Raw genomic sequence first — 26217 nt, forward strand, 5'->3', positions numbered from 1 at the left:
CGTTGTCGGCTAAAATTGAGCAAACGAGGCATAAAATGAAGAGAATAGCGAGACTATTTTCAAGTTTCATAACGATGTTTGAGATAATTTTAACTACAACCCTTGAGGGACTAGAGTGTTTTTTGATGCTACATCGTTATGACCTACTCATTTAGATCACTAAATTTCATAGATCATGCCTTGTATCCTCTAAAAAACACTCGTTGTCGCAAATACAGATGAAGTATTGGCAGACCCTTAGAGCCTAGGTCGAATTCCTTTATTTTTCAATAACGATTTGGTGAATGATTGCAAATAATTAGAACTTATAGTCCATACCTATGACAAAGTTACGTCCAATTTGTGGAATATTCGATAAGAAAGAAGTGTGTTCATAAATCTTCTCGTCCAACAGGTTGTTGGCTTTAAAGAATACTTTCGCTTCTTGTTTGTTGGCCAAAGGATATTGATAAGCAACACCTAGGTTCACCATGTTATAACCTTTGGTTTCTTGTTCATAAGACGCAAATTTATCTTGGTTAAACACATGTGAATATTCTGCTAAACCAGACCAACGCTCATCAAACTCAGCATTTACACGAGCGCCTAAACGACCAGCAGGAACACGTGGTGCATTTTCATCTTCAATTTTACCGCGTACATAGTCACCAAACAGGCTGGTTTTATACACATCATTCCACTGATAAGCGACTTCACCTTCTGTCCCGTAGAACTTGGCTTTATCTTGACTGTATTTGATCAAACGGAAGTTTTCGTATTGATCCAAAGTTTTGGCATAAATATAGTTATCAAACCAATTTTGATAGACATGTACATGATAGCTCAACTTGTCATTGTCATAATGAAGACCTAATTCCACATTGTTTGACTTCTCTTTATTTAAGTCTTGATTGCCCAATTCATAAGTATTGGTCGCATAATGCTTTCCATCAGCATAAAGTTCTTGTGCTAAAGGCAATCGCTCTTGATGAGAACCCGTTAAAGAGAGCGTGTAATTTGGTGCAAATGCCCAATTCACAGCACCAGAATATGAGAATGCATTACCATCAAAGTCTTTTTGAGCTGAATCAACATCCACTGTTTGATGATCAAAACGAGTCCCTAATTCCACATGAAAATCACCAAATTGGCGATGCTCTAAGCCAAATACACTATATTTTTGGGTTTTATTTGGCGCAAGAACCGCTTCTTCACCTGTGATATCTAATTTTTGCTGGCTGGCTTGAACACCCCACACGCCTTCCCAAGCAGCAATCGGATTGTGTAACAACTCAACACGACCTTCATAACCTTTGCTCTTGAAGGTTGTCATTGCTGTACTTCCTTCAATTTCATCATGTTGATAGTCGGTATAACTTGCTTGTGCACGAAGTTTTTTAAAGCCAGCAAAAGGTTCATTGAGCTCAGAACGGAAATCATAACGTTCTGTTTTCATATCAATCCATGGCCCTGCTTCAGCATGATCATGCTCTTCCTCACCATGCCCATGTCCATGTCCTTCATCATGGTCATGGCCTGCATGATCATCATCGTGCCCACCACAGTGGAGTGATAAACCATGTAAATGGCATGACTCATATTCATGACTATGTCCAGGTAAACCGTATTGATCTTGGCGGTTGCTATAAGACACACCCGCAAAACCACGTTCACCGATCCAAGATAAGCCCACATTTACATTTTCAGACTCTGAAAATGTATTGCCAACTCGACGCTCTTTTGTACTATGTGCATGATCACCATGTTCTTCTGTTACTATATAGTTCGGGGTAATGTAATCATTGGCATCACGTTTTAAACCTTCTACACGTAATGCAACATTTGAACCTAATCCAACAGTCACCCCAGCATTTGCCATTTTTTCATCGTTGCCCGTGTTATAACGCAGACCAACATTGCCTTCATAACCATTTTCAGGCATCACTGTCGGAATCTTGCTGTCAACCACATTGACTAAGCCACCCACAGACCCAGCCCCATATAATAATGTTGATGGTCCACGAATAACTTCAATTTTTTGTGCAAGTTGCGGATCTACAGTGACAGCATGATCTGGTGACAAGCTTGAAACATCCATGGTTTCTGTTGCATTCTGAGTCACTTTAACCCGCGCACCCTCTTGCCCACGAATTACAGGACGACTTGAGCCAGCCCCAAATGTATTGGAATAAATCCCTAGTTCATCTTTGAGTGCTTCGCCTAAGGTCGTGCCAGCCTGTTGTAGTTTTTCACGTGAAACAGTTTCATCTGCAACACCAAAATCTTGGCTTGAACGGACCAAGGGATGCCCAACAACTGTAATGGTCTCTAATTGTTGTGGATTTTTTGCAGTATTGATTTGATCTTCCGCCCAAATAGAAGTTGAAATAACTGCAGAAATGGAAAGTGTTAGGGCGCTTTTGGTAAAAGACATGGGATGCTCTCAAAGCTCAGTATTTTTGAATTACGTTATATTATAACATTTCAATATTTTTGCAATAAAAAACATTTGCTCTTTGGCTTTTTATATAGAATCAGATCAAAACCATTGCTTAACTTTTTAATATCCTAATGCCCTTCACACTTTCACATGCTATTTTAGCGCCGCCTTTGTCCAAACTTTCAGGAAATCGCTTACCGATTGCTGCACTCGCAATTGGCACAATGACACCAGATTTGTATAGAGTATTGGTTAAAACTGAAATTTATTTAAATCATCAATTCAAAGGAATCATCTATCCAGATTTATTGGTGGGATTATTGTTCTGCTTGCTTTGGTATAGTTTATATCGCCCATTATTATTTAAGTTTTTAGGCATTCAAAAACCATTAAACATTGCTTCTTTTTCAAATTTTTTTCAATTTCTAATTTGGATAGTGTTGGCGATTATCTTAGGTACAGCAACTCATATTATTTGGGACGGTTTAACCCATTTAGATTTTCGAACTTTCGCTTTTAAAGAGTTTTTAGCCCAACCTGTCAGTATGTTTGATCGTATTTATCCTATGCATAAAGTCCTACAAATCGGCTGTTCTGTTGTGGCTTTACCGTTTTTAATGTGGATGGGGTTACATTACTTTTTTAAATATAAAGTCAATCAAATACGAAATCCTAAAATACAAATATTCTGTATAGCCTTATTTACAACCTCTTTTTTTAGCGGTTGCATTTATTATGTTTACATTGCCAAAATCACAGGATTAGCTCCTCAAGACACTGATTTGTATGTACTGATTGGTTTCTTTATGAAAACCTTTACTCAAGCTTCTGTTCTTTGTTTTACTTTTGGCTGTCTACTATTTCATTATTTAAATTATAAAAAATATTTTTAATGATGCTCTATTTGCCGATTGAGTCACTTAAACTTTCTCGGAATTAGCTTAAATTTATTCTGCAATGTGGTAGTTTTTGCCCCAAGTCCTTGTGACTCACCTCTCAAAGAGGCATAATCTCACATTACATTTTTAGGCGATGCGCTGTTTACGTACTCGCTTCCTTAACCCATATAGTTGGATTTTTAACGCTATGATGCGAACTCATTATTGCGGTTCTTTAACCGAAGCTCAAATTGACCAGACTGTAACACTTTGTGGCTGGGTACATCGTCGTCGTGACCACGGTGGAGTGATTTTCCTTGATATGCGTGATCGTGATGGTCTCGTTCAAGTCGTCATCGATCCTGATACTCCAGAAGCATTTGCAACTGCGGATAAAGCACGTTCAGAATATGTATTAAAAATTGTAGGACGTGTACGTCGTCGCTATGAAGGCACCGAAAATGCCAATATGGTGAGTGGTCAAATCGAAGTTTTAGGTAAAGAAATCGAAGTTCTTGCTGCATCTGAAACTCCACCATTCCCATTGAATGATGAAAATGCCAATATTTCTGAAGAAATCCGTCTGAAATATCGTTTCCTCGATATTCGTCGTCCAGAAATGATTGACCGTTTACGTTTCCGCTCTAAAGTGACCACGTTAATTCGTAACTACTTAGATGAAAACGGCTTCTTGGATGTTGAAACACCCATTTTGACACGTGCAACACCTGAAGGTGCGCGTGACTATTTAGTGCCTAGCCGTGTTTCAAATGGTAGCTTTTATGCGCTCCCTCAATCACCACAATTGTTTAAACAATTGTTGATGGTTGGTGGTGTAGATCGTTATTACCAAATCGCAAAATGTTTCCGTGACGAAGACTTACGTGCCGATCGTCAACCTGAATTTACTCAAATCGACATCGAAACATCGTTCTTAAACGATGACGATATTATGGATTTGATGGAAGGCATGACCGTTAAGATGTTCAATGAACTTCTTGGTGTGAAATTCGACAAATTCCAGCGCATGACTTATGCCGATGCAATGCGTGATTATGCATCTGACAAACCAGACTTACGTATTCCTTTGAAACTTGTAGACGTTGCGGACATGATGCAAGACGTTGAGTTCAAAGTATTTGCAGGCCCAGCAAAAGATCCTAAAGGTCGTATTGTGGCACTTCGTGTACCTGGTGCAGGCTCATTGCCACGTAGCCAAATCGATGAATACACTAAATTCGTTGGAATTTATGGGGCGAAAGGCTTAGCTTATATTAAAGTCAACGAACTTGAAAAAGGCATCGAAGGTCTTCAATCTCCAATCGTTAAATTCATCGAACCAATCGTGCTTGATTTGTTAAAGCGTGTTGGTGCTGAAAACGGTGACATCGTATTCTTTGGTGCAGATAAAGCCAAAGTTGTAAATGATGCAATGGGTGCTTTACGTATCAAGATCGGTCATGACATGAACATGTCAACAACCGAGTGGGCGCCACTTTGGGTCGTAGACTTCCCAATGTTCGAAGAAACTGATGATGGTAAATGGACATCTGTTCACCACCCGTTCACACTTCCAAAATCAAGTGTTGAAGAAGTGAAAAGCAATCCTGGTGCAGCACTTTCTGTTGCTTACGATATGGTATTGAATGGTACCGAAATCGGTGGTGGTTCATTACGTATCTACACTTTAGAAATGCAAAAAGCAATTTTTGAAGCTTTAGGTATTGGCGAAGAAGAAGCTGAAGAAAAATTCAGTTTCTTATTAAATGCTTTAAAATTCGGTGCACCGCCTCATGGTGGTTTAGCATTCGGTCTAGACCGTTTAGTGATGTTGATGACAGGTTCATCATCTATCCGTGACGTGATTGCTTTCCCGAAAACCAAAACTGCTGAGTGTCCATTAACTCAAGCACCTGCACCAGTTGAACCAAATCAATTGCGTGACTTGGGTATTCGTTTACGCGAAAAACCGAAAGCTGAAGAATCTAAATAATTTTTAATTGTTTCATCAAAAACCCTGCTTTATGCAGGGTTTTCTGTTTTTCATATGCATTTTATTTCGATAGGTTCTAATTGAGATAAGTTCTCATAAATGGCATACTATCGCTGTTAACTTTTGAGGTGAAAACCTATGGCTATGCGACCTAATGTACTTCGTCATACAATTATTATCATTGTATTTTCAGTGGTTCAATGGGGATTTATGCGTTATATCCTAAGCCATCAGTTGTTTAATTTAGATACTTATCAACGTATTCTATATTTCAGCATGAGCAGTTTTATTGCTGGTTTCTTTATTATTTCAGCACTAATTTATTTGGTGTTGAAAGGCAATGCTGATCGCGACTAATATTAATTAAATGTATAAGCTACTTAAAACTTTCTCTCGATTACCTCTAGGGATGATACAAAGTATTGCTAGAGGTGTGGGGAATTTATTGTTTATGAGTAATTCTTCAGCAAAACGTACCACTGCATTGAATTTAACAGCAGCGTATCCCGAGCTTGATGAACAACAACGCAATCAACTGATTAAGGCCAGTTTAAAAAGCCAATGTATGACTTATGCAGAGTCAATTAAAATTTGGGGATCTTCTCCAGAATTCGCCTTAGCCCAAATTAAACAGGTTTATAATGCTGATATTTTTCTCAATGCCTTGAAGAATCCCAATGGCTGTATTGGTGTGGTACCCCATTTTGGAGCATGGGAGCTCATGAATGCGTGGATCAACCAACATACTCATCCTGTTATCATGTATAAACCAAGTAGAGATAAAGACTTAGATCGATTTATGTTAGAGTCTCGCCAACGCTTAAATGCAACATTAGTACCCACTGATGATACTGGTGTACGGGCCTTATTTAAACATTTAAAACAAGGTGGATTTACTGCCATCCTTCCCGACCATATCCCCAAAGAGTCTGGCGGTATTTATTCTGAGTTTTATGGGCAAAAAGCATTTTCATCAACTTTACTTTCAAAGCTTGCTGCAAAAACCCAATGTTCCGTCGTGGGTTTAACTTGTGTTCGCCGCTCTGATTTCTCAGGTTTTGATTTACATTTTACCGCACTATCACAAAATATTAATTCTAAAGATTTACAGCTTTCAGTCGATACCTTGAATAAAGAAATGGAACGAATGATTAGTATTGCTCCTGAACAGTATTTATGGGGCTATAAACGATTTAGGAAATTAGAGGGTGGCAGGAATTTGTATAAATAAGCAAATTCATGTCCACCAAACAGAACTTCAAAAATTAACAGCTAAAACATTAGTTTCAACGAAATTTTATTTTCACAGTCCGAATGCCTTGTCTAAATTTTGCCAGCTTAATCATCATTTTTTGAATTTGTCTAATAACTCTTGAACATTCTTTTTTCAATTTATCACTAAATTTCAATTTTTTCTTTTTTAGATACTTCCCTTTTCTAATATTTCTAACTTCTTCCAAGGCACTTGGAAACTGTGTATTACCATTCGTCAATATCATATCCTGAATACACAATGCGGGGCTAAGCTGATACACTTCTAGCTCTGGGCACTCTCTAAACAAAAAATGATCCACAGGGATTAATGCTTTCGATTCAACAATAAAATTCAGCAATTTTTTTGCTACATCTTGCGATATGATATATCCGCCACATCCCATATGCGCTTCACGTAATAACAATAGCTTACGGGCATCGGGAGCCGAGAGATTATGTTGTTTTAACGCTACACCAATTTTTTTATAAAAGACCTCTAACTTAATCACAGAACATTCTTTTGGAATCCATACATCATCCAATAAAAAATCTTTTGCATGATCACCTAAATAGATATCATCTTCAAATATTGCAATATAATCGAGTTGCTCATCTATTGCTTTTTTCCATAACAGCATATGGCTCAGCAAGCAACCGACTTCATTTTGGTGTAAAGCTGTTGTATACCCGACCAGGCCAAGTTTAGATGTCGCGATGTCTATATTCACAGGCGTAATCGCATCAAAAAATTCAAAATCTACTTCTTGTTTTGTAAATTCAGCTACAATATGCTTACGGCGCTCTTGAGCAGTTGATAAACTAATGACAAATTTTTTCATAAAAACTCTTACAACAATTACTCATAAATTTAATTTTGAGATCGACTCCACGATAAAGATCAATGTTCATTTAAATTAATCGCATTTAGCGATATACTATACGGCACCACTCTAATAAATGTGATTTAGGGGCTATAAATAATGATTAGTGAAAACATTAAAATTTTTGTAGGTTGCGATCCAAATAACTGTGATCTTGAACAACTCATGGTATTAGAACATAGTGTTCGTAAACATACACAGCATAATGTTGAATTTATTTGGATGCAACTTAGTCATGACATAAATAGTCCGTGGTATAGCGACCAAGAAACAGGTAATGGATGGTCTACAGAAAAATGGGCAACACCTTTTTCTGGTTTCCGTTGGGCAATACCTGAGTTATGTAATTTCACAGGTCGCGCAATTTATATGGATGCTGATGTGGTCGTACTCTGTGATATTGCAGAACTTTGGTCACACCCTATGAATAATGATGCAATCGTTATCGCTAAAGGCGGGAAAAGTACAGCGCGTTTATGTACTTGTGTATGGGATTGTGAGAAAGCCAAACAATACCTCCCACCACTTGATGAAATCCGCACTAATCCAGAGAGTCATAAAAATTTAATGCGTCTTATCAAAGACAAGCCTCAATTAGTTGAACCTTATCAAGATTCTTATAATAATATTGATGGTGAAGACTTAGCGATCGAACAAATTAAAGTATTACACTACTCGGACATGGGAACTCAATTTAGTCATAAATATGCAATTCCACGTCTTGCCAAAGCGAATCAAAAACATTGGTTTGATGGCAAAATAATGCCTCATCCTCGCCAAGATTTAGTTGAGTTATTTGATCAATATTATGCGGAAGCACTAGAGCTTGGCTATAAACCTGAAAATTATTTAATTGAACCTTTTGGAACTTTTTCAAAAGCAACTCAAATTAACTACCAAGGGAATAAAGTGACTCGCCCAGACCAAGAAACCAATTGGTTGAGTAAGCAAATCCGAAAAATTAAAGCTAAATTTAAAAAGCCCACATTTACTTTAGATGGATAAATTGTCGAATAGACATTTTATCCATCTTCAATCCTTTTCTCATTACGACTCTATATGAACCATAAAACACCAAAATCGATTCAATTATTCTTTTCAAATTTTGTTTTAAGAAATATCTATAAATTTATTTATAAACATAGCCATCCTAAAACACATCGACATAATCGTAAATACTGGCCTTATTATTCCGTTAAAAGGAATGAACTTGGTGGAATTGATCAGGTGTATTTTCGTAAGAAACTCATTGCTGACAATTCAGTTATGCCTACACGCTCTTGTAAAAAAAGCATGCTGGTTGCAACTGGTCCTTCCGTTCAGAAATGCCCAGAAGATGTTTTTAAAAGACAAGATATAGATTATATCGGAATTAATGGTTCAATCTCATTGGACTATGTTCAATTTAAATATTATGTCATTATCGACTTTAATTTTACTAAAAATCGTTTTGATTTAGTACTCAAAGTACTTCAAAGTCAATGTACTTTTTTCACCACTCATCGCTGTCTAGACATCATTCTAAGAAGAATCAATCCTGACCAAATTAAATGTCAGATCAAAGTCATTGAAACGATTACGGATGGTGTAACTGAGCGATTTTTAGGTCCCCGTCTCACTATTAATCCCCATCAAGACTATTTTTATTTAGAAGATGGTAAAGGATTTTCTCTGCATATTCGTGATTCCATTTTTGATTATTTCACAGTGTCATATGTCGCATTACAAATTATTTATTCTCTGTCTTATGAAGAAATTTATTTAGCAGGTTTAGATATGAATAACTTTAATCAACCACGTTTTTATGAAAAAAGCGGTAACAAACAACCAACGATGCTTGACCAATACTTAACGGAAATATTTCCAGCATTTGAGGCCGCTTCTCACTATTTAAACAAGCAGAATATTAAAGTTTACAATCTTTCACTGAAAAGTGCGATAGAGTCTTTTGAGAAATTAGATCCAAAGCTTTTATAAAGTTTTGGATTCACCTTAGCTCTTAATTTGTTTTTAATATGCAAACCAAAAATTTCCGTGATGATATCAACGGGCTTCGCGCCTATGCTGTAATACTTGTTGTTCTATTCCATTTTGGGGTTTCAGGATTTTCTGCTGGATTCTTAGGTGTCGATGTTTTCTTTGTTATTTCTGGTTATCTAATGACCAAAATCATTATTGAGAACCTTGAAAAAAATAGTTTTTCTTTTATAAACTTTTATTTAGCAAGAATCACACGAATTTTTCCTGCACTTTTCTTTGTCATCTTAATCATGACAATTTGCGGATGGTTTTTTTTCATCCCAGAAGACTTCAAACTGTTTGCTAAAGATGCAAAATATAGTCTAAGTTTTTTATCTAATGACTTATATTATCGTCAAGCAGGTGATTATTTTGCAGTAAGTTCTCATGATAAGGCCTTACTTCATACATGGTCTTTATCAGTAGAATGGCAATTTTATATATTATTTCCTATTCTTGTTTATTTATATTTTAAAATTATTCAAAATAAAAAATTCTTAGGAATATTTTTAATTTTATTATGTATTTCATCTTTAAGCTTCTCAATTTATATCTCTTCTAAAGACTCAATCTATGCTTTTTTTAAGCTCACCTCTCGTGCTTGGGAGTTGCTTGCGGGTGGCTTGGCTTATTATTATTTTAGAACATATACGCCAACTCAACCCATAAAATATTTTTTTGAACTTGTTGGTTTTTCATTCATTGCACTAAGCTTAGTCCTGTTTGGTCAAAATACAATCTGGCCAAGTTATAACGCATTAGTTCCTGTAATTGGAACGATGCTTATTCTTATTGCTAACCAACAAAATTCAGTTTTCACCAAATTTAAATTTATTCAAAATATAGGCAGTGCTTCTTACTCTATTTATTTGTGGCATTGGCCAGTTGCCTTTTTACTTGGATATTTTTTCTTTGAAAAAAACATAGTCAATATTAGTCTAGGGATTCTGATCTCTTTTATTTTAGGCTGGTTAAGCTATAAATATATTGAAAGTTCAAGAAAATATTTAGTCAGTATTAAGGTATATTACTGCTATTTATTATTCTTTATCATCCTGATCTCTTCATCCACACTCTATTCATATATAAATAAAGACGGTTTAAAAAATCGTGCCGATTCACTCTATTTAAAACACAATGAAAAACTTGAAATGCCAAAGGTTTCCAATGGCTGGTGTTTTTATAATATTAAAGATGATCACAGCCTTAAGGTAGGTCAACAAGGACTTGAATGTCATATTGGATCGAAACAAACTGATGCTCAAAAAGTACTTTTATTTGGTGATTCTTTTGCTGGACATAATATTCCCTTTTGGCATTATCTGGGTAAAAAACTCAACTTAAATATCCATGCAATTACTACAAATTGGTGTTATCCAAGTACGGATGATCAATTCACAGGGGATAAGAATTCAACGGCCTACCAGCAATGTATGATTAATCGAAATTACTTAAAAAACAATATAGATCGATATAGTGTATTAATTTTTGCAGGTCGCTGGTCCGATATTGTGCAACAGCATCAAGAACAAAGTTTTAAAAATTTGCTCGAACTAGCGAATCAATCACATAAGAAAGTGATTGTAATGTCTGAGCCTTATGCATTTGATGCAAACATTAGCATGTTATACAAACGGTCATTGTGGTTACATCGAAATTTCAATCTAAATAGTTATTTTGATAATGTTAAAGCTAAACAGCAAAAAAATGCTTCACGGCTCATTACAGATACGACTCAGCACTATCCAAATACGTTATTGCTCACTCAAGCAGATTTGTTTAAACCAAATCATATGGCAAAAGAAAGTATTCCTTACTCTTTGGATGGTCGCCATTTATCTGTTTTTGGTTCACTGTCCTCTGAAGAGTATTTTACTCAACAGCCTAAATATAAAGTACTTAAACAGTTTTTATCTACTTCAAACTAGTTAAAAATTTGGGTCAGCTAGGATTTTAGTCTAAATAAGCTTTGATTTCAGAAAAGAGATCAAAGCTTATTTTTTAACATGATTGAATGAGTTCTAAGTTAAAAATCAATAAAAGATCCTTTAAAATACATTCCTTTATCATAATATTGGCATAAATAATTACGCTCTTTTCCTGCAAGTTTTATTAACTTAGGATATTCTTCAGCTGGATAATTAATTGCCATATCAATCAAAATCTTTTCTTTTACCCAGCGATTTTTCACTTGGTAGTAAAAGGCATTTTCATCACAATCGATTAAAGTAATGCTTGGGAAAGATCGTCTGAGCACTTTCTGACATGCGACATAAGCCACTAAATATTCCAAATTACTAATTCTTTGAAAAATATCTTTGCTATTTTTTTCAGTTTTTTGAATATTTTGTACATAGCATTTAGGCGTTTGTTGAATTGCTAAATATAATTCATCATACCAATGCTTAAAGAAAACATTTTTTTTAACACTTGCCAATAACCAATTCTCCAATACTGGATAATCGATATTCGTAGTATTTTTTTTTCGGTAATAAGAAAAACATTCTGTCTGATTATTTTGCATCAGTTCAGTAATCCAATCCAAATTATCATAAAGAATTATACTGGCATCTAACCAGATCCCACCATGCTGATATAAAAGATCAAATCTGAGTAGATCAGCCTTTTGTTGAGGCGTCGCATCCTTCAATAAAGAAAAATCAATATCACTGTACTCACTTACATTTTTTGGGTTAAGTACATATACTTGATAAGATGGGTTTTTTTCACGAATATTTTCGACACATTTTTCTACAAACTCTGGGAAACCTCCTTCCCAATAAATCCAAATTTTTTTAGGTAACTCAATAGAAGTAGTAACAGGATTAAAAATGAGCTGTCCTGCATAATTATCAATTTTTTTATTGGTATGTCTAATTTTATAATAGTACATCATATGAAATTTAGCTAAATAAAATAATTTTTTAAAAATTTTCATATAATAGATCCACAACGTTTACCTAAAGCAATACTGATAAAAATACATTTTACACAGTATATTTAACCAACAATTATCCAATTACATCTTAATACAATTAAAAATAAAGATGTTTAAGAGCATATACCCGATCACGCCACATACGTTTTTGCTTCTTAAAACCATAAGAATGGTCACGATTTTCTTTCTCTTTACGAGATATTCCCTGTGTTGCAACTGTACCTAAAATATCGCTGTCCAAACCTGCTGGACGAACAAAAGCAGGCCAAACACCTAATCCTTTTCCATTCTTACTCAACCAAGTTTGGAAAAAGATATCAACAGGCATCGCAATTGTTTTACCTTGTGCAATAAACGCCTCAGCACCCTTTCGTGACCAAATTAACCCCAAACCACGAATAGGAAAATAATAAGCGTGCCACAATGAATAGTGATCAAACTGAGTAATGTCTTTGGCTAACTTTTTCTTCTTCGCGGCTAAATTAATCAGATACCAGTCTAAGTCTGGATGCGTATCTAAATAATTTAAAACTTGATCCATAGACTGTTTGAAATCAGCTGTAATTTTCATATCATCTTCTAGGACAACAAGATAATCTGCATCACTTGCTAAAAATTTCTGAGCACAGCCATAATGACTGAGATAACACCCTAGCTCAGAATTGAGTAACCGTCTTCCTAAAGTTTGCTGCGTCAACGCATCATCATAATCCTGAAAAGATGACAATCCTTTGCCACGTCCATCGTAAGCAGAAAAACGCTCAAACTCCCAGTTTACCGCCTGTAACTGTTCTGTTGCGCGAGCAAGTCGCTCATCACTACCATCTAAATTTATCAGATATGTTTTAACTTTCATGATGGGCTTCCTACGATAAAACTTTGGCTGAAATAACTGATTTAGGTAAATAATCATATAATTTATCGATCATTTTAAGACGTACCTGTTCAGCATTCTCAGAATTTAGTTGATCTAAACTTTGGATACAACCATATTTAATATTGCCTTGATTCAATGCTTCTACAAACTCAGGTAAGCTTTCAGCATTCTTCAAATAAGCCAAAGCTAAATCAGATTTTAAAACTGCTTCATTTTTTTGAATCTTTAAATGATTCATCAATGAAATCGGATTTAGCTGTTCGACACTTCTAAATTTATATTTAATCTGTGTTTCTAATAGGTCTGGATGATGCAATAAGTATTCACTTAAAATTTTACGATCTACGCAATGTGGATAATGGTGGATTTCAAAAAATTCTTTAAAGCCTAGAATATCAGCACCCAGCATTTGTGCAATCACATGACCAGGTTGAATCGGTTTATTAAATTTTCGATTTAAAAACTGACGATATTTCAGCTTAGCCTTGTAACTAAAACAACTTTTCCAGTGTCCATAGGTGACGATTTTATTGGCTTCAAGAAAATCTTCAATTTGAGCAGGTGAATTGAAAAAGAAGTCATCATTTAAGTAGATAAAATAATCTGAAAGCCCGTTAATATTCCATAACATGCTTTCAATTGACCGGGTGTTAAACGTGGGTAGAAATTGCGTATAACCAGCAAAAATCTCACGATGATCAACGACACGAATTTTATTTGCATCACAAAGACCTTGTGTTGCAAATTCATTTAAAAATTCAGGCTGCTGATTATCTGTAACAATGAAAATATGACGGCAAAAAGGTACATACTTCAATATAGATGCAATGTTGTAATAGATCTCATCATTACTAGCAAAACGTGTATCGCTCACAGCATCTGAGGCATCTCCACCTGTGAGGTATTGATGACGTTTACGTTTTAACTCAACATCATTGCCATCGACCCAAGCAATCACGATATCAAGGTTTTGCATCTATATTGTTCTCAAATTTTCTAATGATCTAAATAAAATTACTGCCAAGCGTCTTTAATCCAGTCTGAAGGCAACACATAACGATACCATTTACCACCACCGCCAGTCACAGCATCAGGTGGATTAATTTCCCCATGGAAAATAATAATTTTGGCATCTTGTGGCTTTACTGGTGGCTTAAAATAAGCCAATGGTAATTTTTGCAAGCAATGGTATTTATAACTCTTACACCAATCTTTTGGCCAGTAGCTTAGTTTTTGCTGCTGATCGACATACCACGATAAATACTCTTGTTCATTTCGGAATTTATGACTAATTTCTTTAAAGTTTTCACGAAAATACGGCAAAATTTCAGGAAAGGTGCCCAACTTAAAACGATAAACTGAGCTATTTCCGGTCACACGCCAAGGACGTTTCCAATCGTGAATAATTAGAAATTCACCGGGATAAGTAAAGAAATCATCAATATTGTCTACAATGACCACATCAAGATCTAGAAATAATAAATTGCCTTTTAAACCATATAAATTGGGTTCAAAAGTAGATAGTTTATTCCATCCTCGCTCAGGACTTCCTTCAGGTAATGCTAATGGCGGAATTGGAAAGCATTGAACTTCGGGATTAATACCTTCCGTACGATCAGTCAAACACACCATTTGGAAATCAATTGTGGTATGTCGTTTCACCATGTTATATAGGCGATTGACATACTCAGCACCATACTTGCTGCCCCACTTCATACACAAAACGATATTCTGTTCTGATTCAACTAAATTCGACTGTAAATTTGATTCATTGACCTGCATGCATCAATCTTCCACCTGAGCAATCGCCATATCATACCATTACCCTCGCCAAGTTACTGTATTCGATTGCATATGCTGAACAATTTGTTTCATGAGAATATGCTATGATGCGTTAACAATTCACATTGAGCATGATCATTTTAATTGTTCGATATTTTATTGAGCAATCTTTTTTGAATGAATGCACTGTGAAATTGAATACAACTTTTGCAAGCACATTTTCTATATTAGGTTTTTATGAAAATAGCAGTCGCTGGAACAGGTTACGTTGGCTTATCCAATTCAATGATATTTGCACAACATCATGAAGTTGTTGCAGTAGATATTTTAGAATCTAAGGTTAACTTGCTCAACAATAAAATATCGCCCATTCAAGATGCGGATATTTCATTATTTTTAAAAGAAAAATCATTAAATTTTACAGCTACGACAAATTACCAAGCAGCGTATTGCAATGCAGATTTTGTGATTATTGCAACACCAACGGATTACGACACCAAAACCAATTATTTTAATACGCAAAGTGTCGAAAGCGTAGTTCAGCAAGTCTTAGAGGTCAACCCCAATGCAGTGATGGTGATTAAATCAACTGTCCCTGTCGGCTTCACCAAGAGTTTAAAAGAAAAATTTCACACTGAAAATATTATTTTTTCTCCAGAATTTTTACGGGAAGGAAAGGCATTGCATGACAATTTATACCCTTCCCGCATTATTGTTGGGGAAAAATCTGATCGGGCAAAACTGTTTGCTGACTTATTGATCGAAGGGGCCATCAAAAAAGACAGCCCTGTTTTATTTACCGATTCAACTGAAGCTGAAGCAATTAAGTTATTTGCCAATACCTATCTCGCTATGCGCGTTGCCTATTTCAATGAACTGGATACCTATGCGCAAATTTTTGGCTTAGACACTCATCAAATTATTGATGGTGTTTGTTTAGATCAACGTATTGGTAATCACTATAATAATCCATCATTTGGTTATGGTGGCTATTGCCTACCCAAAGACACCAAACAACTTTTAGCCAACTATAATCACGTTCCAAGTAATTTGATTCAAGCCATTGTTGACTCAAACAGCACGCGTAAAGACTTTATTGCAGACTCGGTGATTGCACGTAACCCCAATAAAGTTGGTATTTATCGCCTAGTGATGAAAAGTGGTTCAGATAATTTTAGAGCGTCCGCAATCCAAGGTGTGATGAAACGCATCAAAGCCAAGGGTATTGAAGTGATTGTCTATGAACCGACTTTACAAGAGGACCAGTTCTTTAAGTCCAAAGTCGTCAATGATTTAGTACAATTTAAACAGCAAAGTGACGTGATTATTGCCAATCGGGTTTCTAATGACTTAAGTGATGTATTAGATAAAGTCTATACACGAGATATTTTCGGAGCAGATGAATGAAAGTCCTCGTCACAGGTGCAGCAGGTTTTATTGGCTTCAATGTTGCAAAAAAACTTTTAGAACGTGGTGATGATGTTGTTGGCTTTGACAATATGAATGATTACTATGACCCCGCATTAAAACAAGCCCGATTAGCGGTTCTCAAAGATACGGCGGCACAAACCCAGCAAATATTCACTTTTATTCATGCCAATCTTGCCGATAAAGCAATCGTTGATCAATGTTTTCAAGATCATCAATTTGATCGGGTGATTCATTTGGCTGCACAAGCTGGTGTCCGTTACTCATTAGAAAATCCATTGAGCTATGTCGAAAGTAATTTAATTGGCTTTACCAATCTTATTGAAGCATGCCGTTATGCCAAAACACCACATTTAACTTATGCCAGTACCAGTAGTGTTTATGGTGCAAATACCACCATGCCATTTAGTGAAAAACATGGCGTTAACCATCCTGTACAGTTCTATGCCGCAACGAAACGTGCCAATGAACTCATGGCGCACAGTTATAGCCATCTCTTCAATTTACCAACAACAGGCTTACGCTTTTTTACTGTCTATGGTCCTTGGGGCCGTCCAGACATGGCTTTGTTTAAGTTCACCAAGAACATTATTGAAGACCAACCTATTCCTGTTTTCAATCACGGCAACCATACCCGTGACTTCACTTTTATTTCAGATATTGTGGAAGGTGTGATTCGTTCAAGTGATCAAATTGCGCAACCTGATCCAAATTGGAACAGCAAAAATCCTGATCCATCGACCAGTTATGCGCCTTTCCGTATTTTCAATATCGGCAACAACAATCCAGTAAAATTGATTGAATATATTCATGCTATTGAAAAAGCCTTAGGCAAAGAAGCAATTTTAGAATTACTTCCATTACAACCAGGTGATGTGCCGGATACTTTTGCGGATAGCAGTGCTTTAGAACAGATGGTCGGATACAAACCATCGGTCTCTGTTGAAGATGGTGTTAAACAATTCGTAGATTGGTATCGAGATTTTTATCAAGTTTAATTAAGGCTTTTATTTAGTTTAAAGCTAAATTTTAGCCTTTGAATTTTTTTTCAATTATTACAACAGCCAGATCTAAGCAAAAAAAGGATTCCTCTAGGAATCCTTTTTTTGCATGCAGCCACTTATTTTACATAAGTCAGCCAATGTGCATATTTTGGATCTTTACCTTGAACAGCATCAAAGAATGCTTTCTGAATCTTCTCAGTAATCGGACCACGAGCGCCTGAACCAATTTCACGATCATCATATTCACGGATCGGCGTCACTTCAGCAGCAGTCCCAGTAAAGAATGCTTCATCACCAATATAAAATTCATCACGGGTAATACGACGTTCAACAACTTCAATCCCCATATCTTTCGCAATGGTGATAATCGTTTGACGCGTAATCCCATCCAATGCCCCGCCAGCAATGTCTGGTGTATGTAATACACCATCTTTTACTAAGAATACATTTTCACCTGAACCTTGGCATACATACCCTTGAGGGTCCATAAGCATCGCTTCATCATAACCAGAATGTGCCACTTCTTGGTGTGCAAGAATAGACAAAGTATAGTTACCTGAAGCCTTGGCTTTACACATGGTCACGTTAGGGTGATGGTGCGTAAATGATGAGGTTTTAACACGAATACCTTTCGCCATTGCTTCATCGCCAAGGTAAGCACCCCAGCTCCATGCAGCAACTGTCGCATGAATGGTATTATCAGTTGCAGCGATACCTAATTTTTCCGAACCAATGAAAATAATTGGGCGTAAATAGCATGACGCCAATTTATTTTCACGGACAACATCAATTTGAGCTTGTTCAAGAGTTGCTTGATCAAATGGAACTTTCATTTGATAAATTTTTGCAGAATTTAACAAACGTTTTGTATGGTCTTGGAGACGGAAAATCGCAGTACCGTTAGGTGTTTCATAAGCACGGACACCCTCAAAAACACCCATACTATAATGTAATGTATGAGTTAAGACGTGAATTTTAGCTTCACGCCAATCAACCATTTGTCCATCTTGCCAAATAAAACCATCACGATCAGCCAAATTCATGGCGCACACTCCAAATTTTTACACAATTATTCACTTTCCAAAGCGAAACTCGCTGTTGGATCAATTAATCTTTGCCATAACTTGCAAACGACCTCTCGGGTATCGTGCCAATCCGCAGCACTCACTTGCATATTATGATTTGCAAGTGCCAAACGGTGGCTCTCGGCGCGTTCACTGAGATAAGCTTGAATCAATGCGGATACATCGTCGCTGGATAAGCAACCTGCCTTTGCGGCATCTTCAAGGATTCGTACGTTGTCGGAATAATGGGCGAGATCAGGATTCGTCCCACTCCAGGCTAATACGACATACTGTGCCATAAATTCGATGTCAACGATACCACCTGCATCCTGTTTTAGATGAAAAATTCCATCTTTTTTCTGATCTTTTGAGGAACCCAAATGATCTTTCATCTTCTGACGCATGTTCAGGACTTCTTTGCGAACTGTCTCTTCTTCTCTTGGTAATGTGAGAACCCTACAACGTAATTCTTCAAATTTTGCTCTTAAGCTTTGCTCACCTGCAATTGAGCGTGCTCGAACAATTGCTTGATGTTCCCACAACCAGGCACTTTTGAGTTGATACTGTTCAAATGCCTTTAAACTGGTGACCAATAAGCCTGCTTCACCAGAAGGGCGTAAACGGGTATCAATTTCATAGACTCGACCATCTAAAGTTTGTGTGGTCATCAGAGACATAAATTTTTGCGCAACACGCATGGCAAATTCAAAGCCACTAATGGCCTTTTGACCATCAGTATCTGCTTGTTCATCCATATAATGAATAAAAACTAGATCGAGGTCTGAACCATAGCCTAGCTCAATGCCCCCTACTTTGCCATAACCAATCACAGCATAGGCCATATGGTCTAATGAACAACGCAGGCCTTCTGCATCGACAGGATAACCATGACGCTTAGCAACTGTCTGATAAGCCAAATTTAATGTTGCAATCACAGAAACTTCTGCAATATCTGTTAAAGCATCCGAAACTTTCATCAACGGGCTTTCTGCCAGCACATCGCTTGCAGCAACGGTAAGCACATTGGATTTTTTAAATAAGCGCAATACTCGCATTTGATCTTCAACTTGATCGATTTCAATACGCAGTAATTGCTGGCGGAGCGAATCTTCCAAATAATCTCGTCGAGGCAGTTCAAAATCCATGGATAAAAACTCATCCAGAAGAACAGGATAATGAGTCAACTCCTCACAAATCCACGGACTAACTGTCGCCATTTTGACCAAACGTTGCAACGCCCCTTTGCTTTCAATCAACATCACCAAATACACGGTACGGCGCATTACAGATTCGACCAACGGCATCAATCGCATTAAAGCCACTTGCGGACTATTCGACTGTAGGACTGCTTCAACCAAATGCGGCCAAAATTCTTTTAAACGCTGTACAGCTTTAGCAGGCAGTTTCTTGATTGCATGACCATACCAAAACTCATGAATCAGATTTTGTGCATTACGGTCTAAGATCTCATTGAGCTGGCTTTCCAACTGACTAAAACTTTCAATCGGAGAATCAAGTCCTTTTTCTTTAATCAAATGCTCAAATTGGAAAGTCACCTTGCTGCGCTTTTGGTTGAGAAAATCAATAAAAGCAGCCCAATCATCAAAACCCAAGGTATCAATTATTCGCTGACGAAGTTCAGGTTCTGTAGGTAAAGATTGTGTTTGCTGGTCATTCAAGGCTTGAATAGCATGCTCTACACGTCGTAAAAATAGATAAGCCTCTTCAAGATCCTCAACGGATTGATGATCGAGTAATCCCGCCTCACCCAAATGTTTTAGGCTAACAAGGCATTGGCGGTCTTGTAACTCTAATTTTGCTCCGCCATAAATCAGCTGAAAAACCTGCACAATAAATTCAACTTCACGAATACCACCTGCGCCCAGCTTAATATCGTCTGCAATGTTACGCCGAGCCACCTCACGTTCAATCATGGCTTTCATTTCACGCATGGCTTCAAAAGCGGTGTAATCTACATATTTACGAAAAACGAATGGGCGGGTCATATCCAATAAACTATCACCGTCTTGTCCACCTGTGATAATACGCGCCTTAATCCATGCATAACGTTCCCACTCGCGCCCATGCTGACTTAAATATTTTTCTAAAGCCACATGACTTATTGCCAGTGCTGAACCATCCCCCCAAGGACGTAGACGCATATCCACACGAAATACAAAACCATCTGCAGTAATATGATCTAATAAATAGATCAGCTTTTGCCCCCACAAGATGCAAAATTGCTGTACATCAATACACTTACGACCATTGCTTTCTCCTTGCTCATCAAAGGCAAAAATCAGGTCAATATCACTAGATAAGTTCAGCTCTTGTGCCCCAAGCTTGCCCATCCCAATGACGATCAAATCTTGAAGCTTGCCGTTATAACCTATCGGTTCGCCATGTTTTGCCAGCAAAGGAATCCGAGCAAAATCTTTTGCTGCAATGATACAGGCATCTGCAAAATCAGACAGTTCTCGTGTCAACTTCACCACATTGGTCAGTTGGTTAGCATCTTGCCAAATCCAACGAAACATTAAGCGTGCACGAAGAATACGTAAGACTTTCATCCACGTATTTTCATCTTGAATATTGACTAAATGATCGTAAACGAGTTGTTGAATTTGTGCTGTACTGAGCGATTGTTGAAATTGATCAATTGCATAATCATGTTCTAAAGTGGCTTGATGTAGACTTAATACTTGTTCTGCATACTGACTTGCATGTAATGTTTTTTGCAATTGCTCAATGTTCATTGAAAAGCCTGTACTTATGTTTTATCAGCTTATTTATAGCAGTTTGCTTTACATTTAGGGAGGTTTTTGTACTTTTCTTAAAAAACAAAGCTCAAAAAACCACCACTCACAATCAATCTAAATTATTCAAATATAAAATTATGAAATTTTTATTTTATCTTGCTTGATTTCAGGACAAACCAAAGCTTGATGGGTATTTTTTGCAGCAGGTAAAGCAACAATAAAAGTCGTTCCCTCACCTGTTTTAGAGCTTACTGAGATTTTTCCATGATTGAGATCCACAAACCGTTTACATAGAACCAGCCCTAATCCTGTTCCTCGCTCCCCAATCGTACCTTTTATACTGGCTTTGATCTGTGGTTCAAACAGCTGCTCAATTTGCGACTGAGTCATTCCCAAACCAGTATCATGAATAATAATTTCTATATCTTTTCCTACTGGGTGCGCAACAATGGAAACTTTTCCAGAACCATCAGTACGGGTAAACTTCAAGGCATTCGAAACCAAATTCTGAATCACCGAGGTCACCATATTCATATCTGCAAAAACACTTAAATCTTCAGCAACATTTTCAATCAGTTGTATATTTTTATTCACTGCCAAAGGCTTAAGCACATCGTAAACAATCTTTGTGGTCTGTTTTAATTTAAAATTAATTGGGTGATAAACAAAGCGCCCACCTTCTGCCATCGCCCAATTGAGTAAGTTTTCAAGTAAGGAATAGGTCGATTGCAAGGTATCGTGCAAATAATCTGCAATATCCTGTACACCTTCTTCACTCAAAGTTTCACGCTCGTTTGCTAAGACATCTGAGAAGCCAATCAATCCATGAAAAGGCGCACGTAAATCATGAGCAATAACTTGGAAAAACTTAGTTTTACTAAAATTTAAAGCGCGTTCTTGTTCATATAACTCATAGTAATCTTGGGATTCAGATTTACGCTCTAAGATCGTCACCAAACCTAAGCTAAGTTCTTCTAATAAAGCCTGTTGCTTGCTTGTAAATGTTGTTTTTTTATTATCATAGAAATAAACATGTGCAATAGAGTCGTTATCTTCTAACTTAAAATCGTAGCACAATAAACGTTGGTGTTTTATCCCAATTTCAACCATATATTGTGAGAATTTTTCATAATTTTTATGCATTTCTGAAACGATGCACTGATTGCCAAAATATGGTGATAAGCTCAATTTACAAGCAATAGATGCTGCTTTAAAATCACTACTTTCATCGGCAACCCAAATATAAGGTTCATTATGAAAAGTAAAAAAAGCATTTTCTACATTGAGAACAGCACGAGCTACACGTAAATAACGTTCAATTTTATTGTCTGTGGTATAAACACCTAAAATCAACGATAGTTGACAAGCACTAAGCTGTTCAGTCTGATGAGCTTCTAAGAATTCTAATTTCATGTTTACCTCATTTGCACTTTCAGTTAACACGCTAGTTATTTAAATCGCCAACGTTTAAATATCAACTTCTTCCAAACACATACAAACTTGAAAACATCGCTTTAGAGAAACACTTACAAATGTTCACATAAAACAATATAACAGCAATACAATCAAATAAAAACAATGGGATGAAATTTTCGATAAATTTCACATTTTATTTAACATGCACAATCAGTTACTGCTTTATATATTTTTATGATTTAAATAGAAAAAACCAAGCTTTTGATAAAAACCTCTAATTTAAATCATCGCAATCAAACCATAAAGTATTTATCAAGCTATTGGCATGTATAAGTGACAGAGAGGTTGCAAAGATCAAAGACAAAATAGCGAAATTCAGCAACAACTTTACTAAAGTTATCTCTCAAATGATTGAGGAAATGAGTTATTTTAATCCCTTAAAAAAGCATTTCGAAAAAATAGATCATCCCATACAAGACGATAAAAATGATGGATAGCAGGCTCATATTTAAAATGAATTTGAGTATTTTATAAGTTTTGAAATGCTTTTCACGAAATTGTATTGAATACTGTCTAAATGGTGCAAAAAATTTAAAAATAGCACTATACACCCCTCTTTTATCTTCAGGTGTATTTGGAACAACAGTACCTTTAACAAGAATACGATAAGCGCTGTTAAAAATTCGTCCAAATATGTTCATTGGACGATCAACATCACACATCAGAATCAATCGCGCTGAATTCGCTGTATTATATGCAAAATGTGGATATGTTTCATCAAAGACAAAGTCTTTACCATTGAACCAAGTACTAGTTTGTCCATCAATATTAATTTGACAAGTTTCAGAGTTAGGTGTCACCAAACCGAGATGATACCTAAAGCTACTAGCAATCGGATCAGCGTGTAAGCTCAGTTCAGAACCCGCCGGTAACAGTGAAAACATGGCACCTCGAATAGCAGGAACTTGATTAAGTAACTCCAATGTCTTAGGACATAATCTTTGCGCAGAAACATGCGTTGTTCCGTACCATTTTAAGTAAAATTTACTCCAACCACGTTTGTAAAAAGTGCGAAAACCAACATCATAATAACCGTCTGCTCCAGGTGTCTTGATCACTTCAAATATACCCGATGACTCTAATGCTATTGCTTCATCTCTAATAATTATCCAATTGGCTCTAAGTACTTCAATATTTTCTAAAAAGTCAGCATCTAATATTGGCTTTTTTGCAAAGCTGCGTGTCGTCATATACAGAACACAATTAAATGGTGCAAATATAGGCCAACTTTTTCTTAAATATTGTGAGAGTGAGTCATAACGTACATTTCCTCGCCAACGGTATACATAAGTCATGGCTGCTATCGAATACACGATTAAACCAATGATGATCATAATACTTAGATTCATTATAATTTTACTCCGATTATGATTTCTGAATCCCCATGATGTGTCCTTGATTTTCCTTAAATAAAGCCAATCTTCTTTGCTGAACAACCTGCATAAAGATCATTTAGATATTTTTTGAAATAGCGAGAAAAAATAAAATAGTTTCAAATTATTTAAAATACTTTTAACTATAATTAATTAATTTTCTTATAGGCAAGAAATATGTACACCTTTGGTTAAGTTTTAAATGATTGAAATTAAAAATTTTAACTGTTGTTGTTAAGTGATCAGGCGCTATTTCTCGCATACTGATACTTGTTATAAAAATGCGTCATTAAAGAGGGAGCGATGGAACACTAGAAATTACGTAATTTTAATTAAACATCGAAACCATCATTTAAATGCCAATCTATTAATTGGTCCATACTGATCAAAATCAGTTTTTTTCTTTTTAAAGCACTCATGTTCTTATTTGGTTTCTTAAGTTCTGATAGCACCAATTTCAAACAATAAAAAAAGCCCTCAAGTCTAAATATGCTTGAAGGCTTTTCATAATATATGGTCCCGAGGGTCGGATACAAAACTTACTTTAATTTCAATAATCTATACATTTTATGTGTAAATACGTGGAAGCAAATTCTAGGTAGCTGCATCAATTTGACGATAGAAAATAAGATATGGTCAAAGATAATTAGGAATACTTTTTAAAATCTCAGGTCATAAAAAAAACAGGTTACTTTAGTTACCATTATTACTTTATACAGTTATCTATATGAATATATTAAAATTAAATACTATTTATAAAAGTTACTTTTAGGTTACTTTAGGGTTACCAGTAACCCGTTTTTTAGGTTACCGACAGTAACCTATTAACCTTATGATAATTAATAATTAATTGATTTTTTAATTGTCTTGGTAACCCGTGGTAACCTTATAAAAGTTACCAACTATTTTATTAAATATTAATAACTTATATATCACTTTAAAGCTTGGTAACCTAAATTAGACTTTTATTTTTGGACTTATAAAAACAGTAAAATACCTCACATAATTCAATGCCCTTTCTCTTTGCATCAAATCGCATCACTTTGCATCAAAATTAATTCATTAAAATGTCTGAAAGCCTTTAAAACATGAGCTTTAGACTTGATTTCTGCATGCATCAAAAATGAGACATTTAGTAAGTGGGCAGGTGGGAGAGGAGACTGCGTTTGGCTTAGCTCGAAAATTTTTGATATGTAAAATTGAAATTTAAGAAAATTTATAAAACTTAGTCTTTAGAGTTTGACATGCGTTTAATCTATAATTAACCCATTGAAGTTTTAAAAGTTAGAAATTGTTTTGATTACATTACATCATTTAGACCAATCACGTTCTTTTCGCATACTATGGTTGTTGGAAGAAATTAAACAACCATATGAATTAAAAAAATATTATCGAGATTCAATCACTCATTTAGCACCAGAATCTTTAAAAATTATTCACCCGTTAGGTAAATCCCCAGTAATAGAGTGGAATGAAAAAGTAATTATTGAGTCTGGTGCAATTGTTGAATTATTAATTCAAAAATTAGCGCCTCAGCTAGCACCTGACCTTGAGGATCTAGATTATATCGACTATTTACAGTGGATACATTTTTCAGAAAGTTCGGCAATGGTGCCCTACTTATTAAAAATATTTAATTCTATTGAAAACCAGCATGGCACTAACTTAGTATTTTTAGAAAATTATGCCCAAATAGAATTTGATAAAGTGTTTAGTTTCTTAAATGACTATTTAAAAGATAAACAATACTTCGTTGCAGATCGTTTAACTGGTGCCGATTTTATGATGGGCTTCGCATTAAATAGTCTAATTTATCAACTAAATCAGGGAGAAAATTATCCGTATATTAAACGTTATGTCGATGGTTTAACAAAGCTAGATAGTTGGAAAAATGCTGTTAAAATTGAAGGCTCTTTAAGTTTAAATTGAGAAAATTAAACTCAAGATTTAACAAGATTGATAAAAATGGGAACCTAAATCTCCCATTTTTGGTTTCGCATAAGCTGTATTATGTTAATTTTAGAAAAACTTAATGATCATAAGTATTTATAAAATTAGGGGTTAAAGTCTAC

Annotated in this window: 20 protein-coding genes; 10 read left to right on the forward strand and 10 right to left on the reverse strand. The window is 35.8% G+C overall.

What is annotated here, in order from left to right:
- Window positions 1-298: 298 nt before the first annotated feature.
- Window positions 299-2413 (reverse strand): zinc piracy TonB-dependent receptor ZnuD, encoded by a 2115-nt coding sequence (gene znuD / locus AC2G3J_RS16585; RefSeq protein ID WP_483770302.1) that lies wholly within the window; start codon window positions 2411-2413, stop codon window positions 299-301.
- A 137-nt stretch (window positions 2414-2550) separates the two neighbouring features.
- Between znuD and AC2G3J_RS16590 the strand changes: the two genes are divergently transcribed.
- From AC2G3J_RS16590 to AC2G3J_RS16605, 4 genes are all read left to right on the forward strand, one after another.
- The gene (locus AC2G3J_RS16590) at window positions 2551-3312 is read left to right on the forward strand and encodes a DUF4184 family protein (RefSeq protein WP_419359072.1); all 762 of its coding nucleotides are present in this window, start codon (window positions 2551-2553) and stop codon (window positions 3310-3312) included.
- Window positions 3313-3505: 193 nt separating this feature from the next.
- Window positions 3506-5290, forward strand: a complete 1785-nt coding sequence (aspS, locus tag AC2G3J_RS16595) for an aspartate--tRNA ligase (RefSeq protein ID WP_336953399.1) — start codon at window positions 3506-3508, stop codon at window positions 5288-5290.
- 138 nt (window positions 5291-5428) lie between these two features.
- Window positions 5429-5647, forward strand: coding sequence for a hypothetical protein (locus AC2G3J_RS16600; RefSeq protein ID WP_004723114.1), 219 nt, complete (start codon window positions 5429-5431; stop codon window positions 5645-5647).
- Window positions 5648-5657: 10 nt separating this feature from the next.
- Window positions 5658-6521 carry a lysophospholipid acyltransferase family protein gene (locus AC2G3J_RS16605; RefSeq protein WP_336953400.1) on the forward strand — a complete coding sequence of 288 codons (864 nt, stop codon included), beginning with the start codon at window positions 5658-5660 and terminating at the stop codon, window positions 6519-6521.
- Between the two features lie 55 nt (window positions 6522-6576).
- Here the strand turns inward: AC2G3J_RS16605 and AC2G3J_RS16610 are convergent, their stop codons facing one another.
- Window positions 6577-7383, reverse strand: a complete 807-nt coding sequence (locus tag AC2G3J_RS16610) for a glycosyltransferase family 25 protein (RefSeq protein ID WP_336953401.1) — start codon at window positions 7381-7383, stop codon at window positions 6577-6579.
- A 141-nt stretch (window positions 7384-7524) separates the two neighbouring features.
- On the opposite strand from AC2G3J_RS16610, the gene AC2G3J_RS16615 reads away from it, so the two are divergent.
- From AC2G3J_RS16615 to AC2G3J_RS16625, 3 genes are read left to right on the forward strand one after another with little or no spacing between them, the layout of a single operon-like run.
- Window positions 7525-8430: a glycosyltransferase gene (locus AC2G3J_RS16615; RefSeq protein ID WP_336953402.1), complete on the forward strand. Its 906-nt coding sequence runs from the start codon at window positions 7525-7527 to the stop codon at window positions 8428-8430.
- A gap of 54 nt (window positions 8431-8484) precedes the next feature.
- Complete coding sequence (locus tag AC2G3J_RS16620; protein WP_419359071.1) at window positions 8485-9402, forward strand: WaaZ-like lipopolysaccharide core biosynthesis protein; 918 nt, start codon at window positions 8485-8487, stop codon at window positions 9400-9402.
- Between the two features lie 38 nt (window positions 9403-9440).
- Entirely contained in the window at window positions 9441-11372 is a 1932-nt protein-coding gene (locus AC2G3J_RS16625; RefSeq protein WP_483770303.1) for an acyltransferase family protein, read from the forward strand.
- Window positions 11373-11470: 98 nt separating this feature from the next.
- On the opposite strand, the gene AC2G3J_RS16630 is transcribed toward AC2G3J_RS16625, so the two are convergent.
- From AC2G3J_RS16630 to AC2G3J_RS16645, 4 genes are all read right to left on the reverse strand, one after another.
- The gene (locus AC2G3J_RS16630; RefSeq protein ID WP_483770304.1) at window positions 11471-12382 is read right to left on the reverse strand and encodes a glycosyltransferase family 32 protein; all 912 of its coding nucleotides are present in this window, start codon (window positions 12380-12382) and stop codon (window positions 11471-11473) included.
- Window positions 12383-12479: 97 nt separating this feature from the next.
- On the reverse strand, window positions 12480-13238 hold the full coding sequence (locus AC2G3J_RS16635) for a glycosyltransferase family 25 protein (RefSeq protein WP_336953405.1): 759 nt from the start codon (window positions 13236-13238) through the stop codon (window positions 12480-12482).
- A 10-nt stretch (window positions 13239-13248) separates the two neighbouring features.
- A complete protein-coding gene (locus AC2G3J_RS16640) occupies window positions 13249-14235 on the reverse strand; it encodes a stealth family protein (RefSeq protein WP_336953406.1) in 987 nt (328 codons plus the stop codon).
- Between the two features lie 38 nt (window positions 14236-14273).
- Window positions 14274-15041, reverse strand: coding sequence for a glycosyltransferase (locus tag AC2G3J_RS16645; RefSeq protein WP_336953407.1), 768 nt, complete (start codon window positions 15039-15041; stop codon window positions 14274-14276).
- A gap of 237 nt (window positions 15042-15278) precedes the next feature.
- Here AC2G3J_RS16645 and AC2G3J_RS16650 point away from each other — a divergent pair, with 237 nt between their 5' ends.
- A complete protein-coding gene (locus tag AC2G3J_RS16650; protein ID WP_336953408.1) occupies window positions 15279-16448 on the forward strand; it encodes a nucleotide sugar dehydrogenase in 1170 nt (389 codons plus the stop codon).
- The gene (locus AC2G3J_RS16655) at window positions 16445-17467 is read left to right on the forward strand and encodes an NAD-dependent epimerase (RefSeq protein WP_483770305.1); all 1023 of its coding nucleotides are present in this window, start codon (window positions 16445-16447) and stop codon (window positions 17465-17467) included. Before AC2G3J_RS16650 ends, AC2G3J_RS16655 begins: the two co-directional genes overlap by 4 nt.
- Window positions 17468-17589: 122 nt before the next feature.
- Here the strand turns inward: AC2G3J_RS16655 and AC2G3J_RS16660 are convergent, their stop codons facing one another.
- The 4 genes from AC2G3J_RS16660 to AC2G3J_RS16675 form a co-directional block, all read right to left on the reverse strand.
- Window positions 17590-18516, reverse strand: a complete 927-nt coding sequence (locus AC2G3J_RS16660; RefSeq protein ID WP_004723137.1) for a branched-chain amino acid transaminase — start codon at window positions 18514-18516, stop codon at window positions 17590-17592.
- 26 nt (window positions 18517-18542) lie between these two features.
- Complete coding sequence (gene glnE / locus AC2G3J_RS16665; RefSeq protein ID WP_336953410.1) at window positions 18543-21293, reverse strand: bifunctional [glutamate--ammonia ligase]-adenylyl-L-tyrosine phosphorylase/[glutamate--ammonia-ligase] adenylyltransferase; 2751 nt, start codon at window positions 21291-21293, stop codon at window positions 18543-18545.
- Window positions 21294-21431: 138 nt separating this feature from the next.
- Window positions 21432-22709 (reverse strand): sensor histidine kinase, encoded by a 1278-nt coding sequence (locus tag AC2G3J_RS16670; protein WP_419328098.1) that lies wholly within the window; start codon window positions 22707-22709, stop codon window positions 21432-21434.
- 440 nt (window positions 22710-23149) lie between these two features.
- Window positions 23150-24121 (reverse strand): aspartyl/asparaginyl beta-hydroxylase domain-containing protein, encoded by a 972-nt coding sequence (locus tag AC2G3J_RS16675; RefSeq protein ID WP_336953412.1) that lies wholly within the window; start codon window positions 24119-24121, stop codon window positions 23150-23152.
- Window positions 24122-25441: 1320 nt separating this feature from the next.
- Between AC2G3J_RS16675 and AC2G3J_RS16680 the strand changes: the two genes are divergently transcribed.
- A complete protein-coding gene (locus AC2G3J_RS16680; RefSeq protein ID WP_483770306.1) occupies window positions 25442-26074 on the forward strand; it encodes a glutathione S-transferase family protein in 633 nt (210 codons plus the stop codon).
- The last annotated feature ends 143 nt before the right edge of the window (window positions 26075-26217 follow it).

The organism is Acinetobacter legionensis, assembly GCF_057165765.1.

What these genes read in the sequence shown, in the direction of transcription:
- znuD (WP_483770302.1), bottom strand. Translation starts at nt 2,413, where the DNA reads ATGTCTTTTACCAAAAGCGCCCTAACACTTTCCATTTCTGCAGTTATT.
- AC2G3J_RS16590 (WP_419359072.1), top strand. Translation starts at nt 2,551, where the DNA reads ATGCCCTTCACACTTTCACATGCTATTTTAGCGCCGCCTTTGTCCAAA.
- aspS (WP_336953399.1), top strand. Translation starts at nt 3,506, where the DNA reads ATGATGCGAACTCATTATTGCGGTTCTTTAACCGAAGCTCAAATTGAC.
- AC2G3J_RS16600 (WP_004723114.1), top strand. Translation starts at nt 5,429, where the DNA reads ATGGCTATGCGACCTAATGTACTTCGTCATACAATTATTATCATTGTA.
- AC2G3J_RS16605 (WP_336953400.1), top strand. Translation starts at nt 5,658, where the DNA reads ATGTATAAGCTACTTAAAACTTTCTCTCGATTACCTCTAGGGATGATA.
- AC2G3J_RS16610 (WP_336953401.1), bottom strand. Translation starts at nt 7,383, where the DNA reads ATGAAAAAATTTGTCATTAGTTTATCAACTGCTCAAGAGCGCCGTAAG.
- AC2G3J_RS16615 (WP_336953402.1), top strand. Translation starts at nt 7,525, where the DNA reads ATGATTAGTGAAAACATTAAAATTTTTGTAGGTTGCGATCCAAATAAC.
- AC2G3J_RS16620 (WP_419359071.1), top strand. Translation starts at nt 8,485, where the DNA reads ATGAACCATAAAACACCAAAATCGATTCAATTATTCTTTTCAAATTTT.
- AC2G3J_RS16625 (WP_483770303.1), top strand. Translation starts at nt 9,441, where the DNA reads ATGCAAACCAAAAATTTCCGTGATGATATCAACGGGCTTCGCGCCTAT.
- AC2G3J_RS16630 (WP_483770304.1), bottom strand. Translation starts at nt 12,382, where the DNA reads ATGAAAATTTTTAAAAAATTATTTTATTTAGCTAAATTTCATATGATG.
- AC2G3J_RS16635 (WP_336953405.1), bottom strand. Translation starts at nt 13,238, where the DNA reads ATGAAAGTTAAAACATATCTGATAAATTTAGATGGTAGTGATGAGCGA.
- AC2G3J_RS16640 (WP_336953406.1), bottom strand. Translation starts at nt 14,235, where the DNA reads ATGCAAAACCTTGATATCGTGATTGCTTGGGTCGATGGCAATGATGTT.
- AC2G3J_RS16645 (WP_336953407.1), bottom strand. Translation starts at nt 15,041, where the DNA reads ATGCAGGTCAATGAATCAAATTTACAGTCGAATTTAGTTGAATCAGAA.
- AC2G3J_RS16650 (WP_336953408.1), top strand. Translation starts at nt 15,279, where the DNA reads ATGAAAATAGCAGTCGCTGGAACAGGTTACGTTGGCTTATCCAATTCA.
- AC2G3J_RS16655 (WP_483770305.1), top strand. Translation starts at nt 16,445, where the DNA reads ATGAAAGTCCTCGTCACAGGTGCAGCAGGTTTTATTGGCTTCAATGTT.
- AC2G3J_RS16660 (WP_004723137.1), bottom strand. Translation starts at nt 18,516, where the DNA reads ATGAATTTGGCTGATCGTGATGGTTTTATTTGGCAAGATGGACAAATG.
- glnE (WP_336953410.1), bottom strand. Translation starts at nt 21,293, where the DNA reads ATGAACATTGAGCAATTGCAAAAAACATTACATGCAAGTCAGTATGCA.
- AC2G3J_RS16670 (WP_419328098.1), bottom strand. Translation starts at nt 22,709, where the DNA reads ATGAAATTAGAATTCTTAGAAGCTCATCAGACTGAACAGCTTAGTGCT.
- AC2G3J_RS16675 (WP_336953412.1), bottom strand. Translation starts at nt 24,121, where the DNA reads ATGAATCTAAGTATTATGATCATCATTGGTTTAATCGTGTATTCGATA.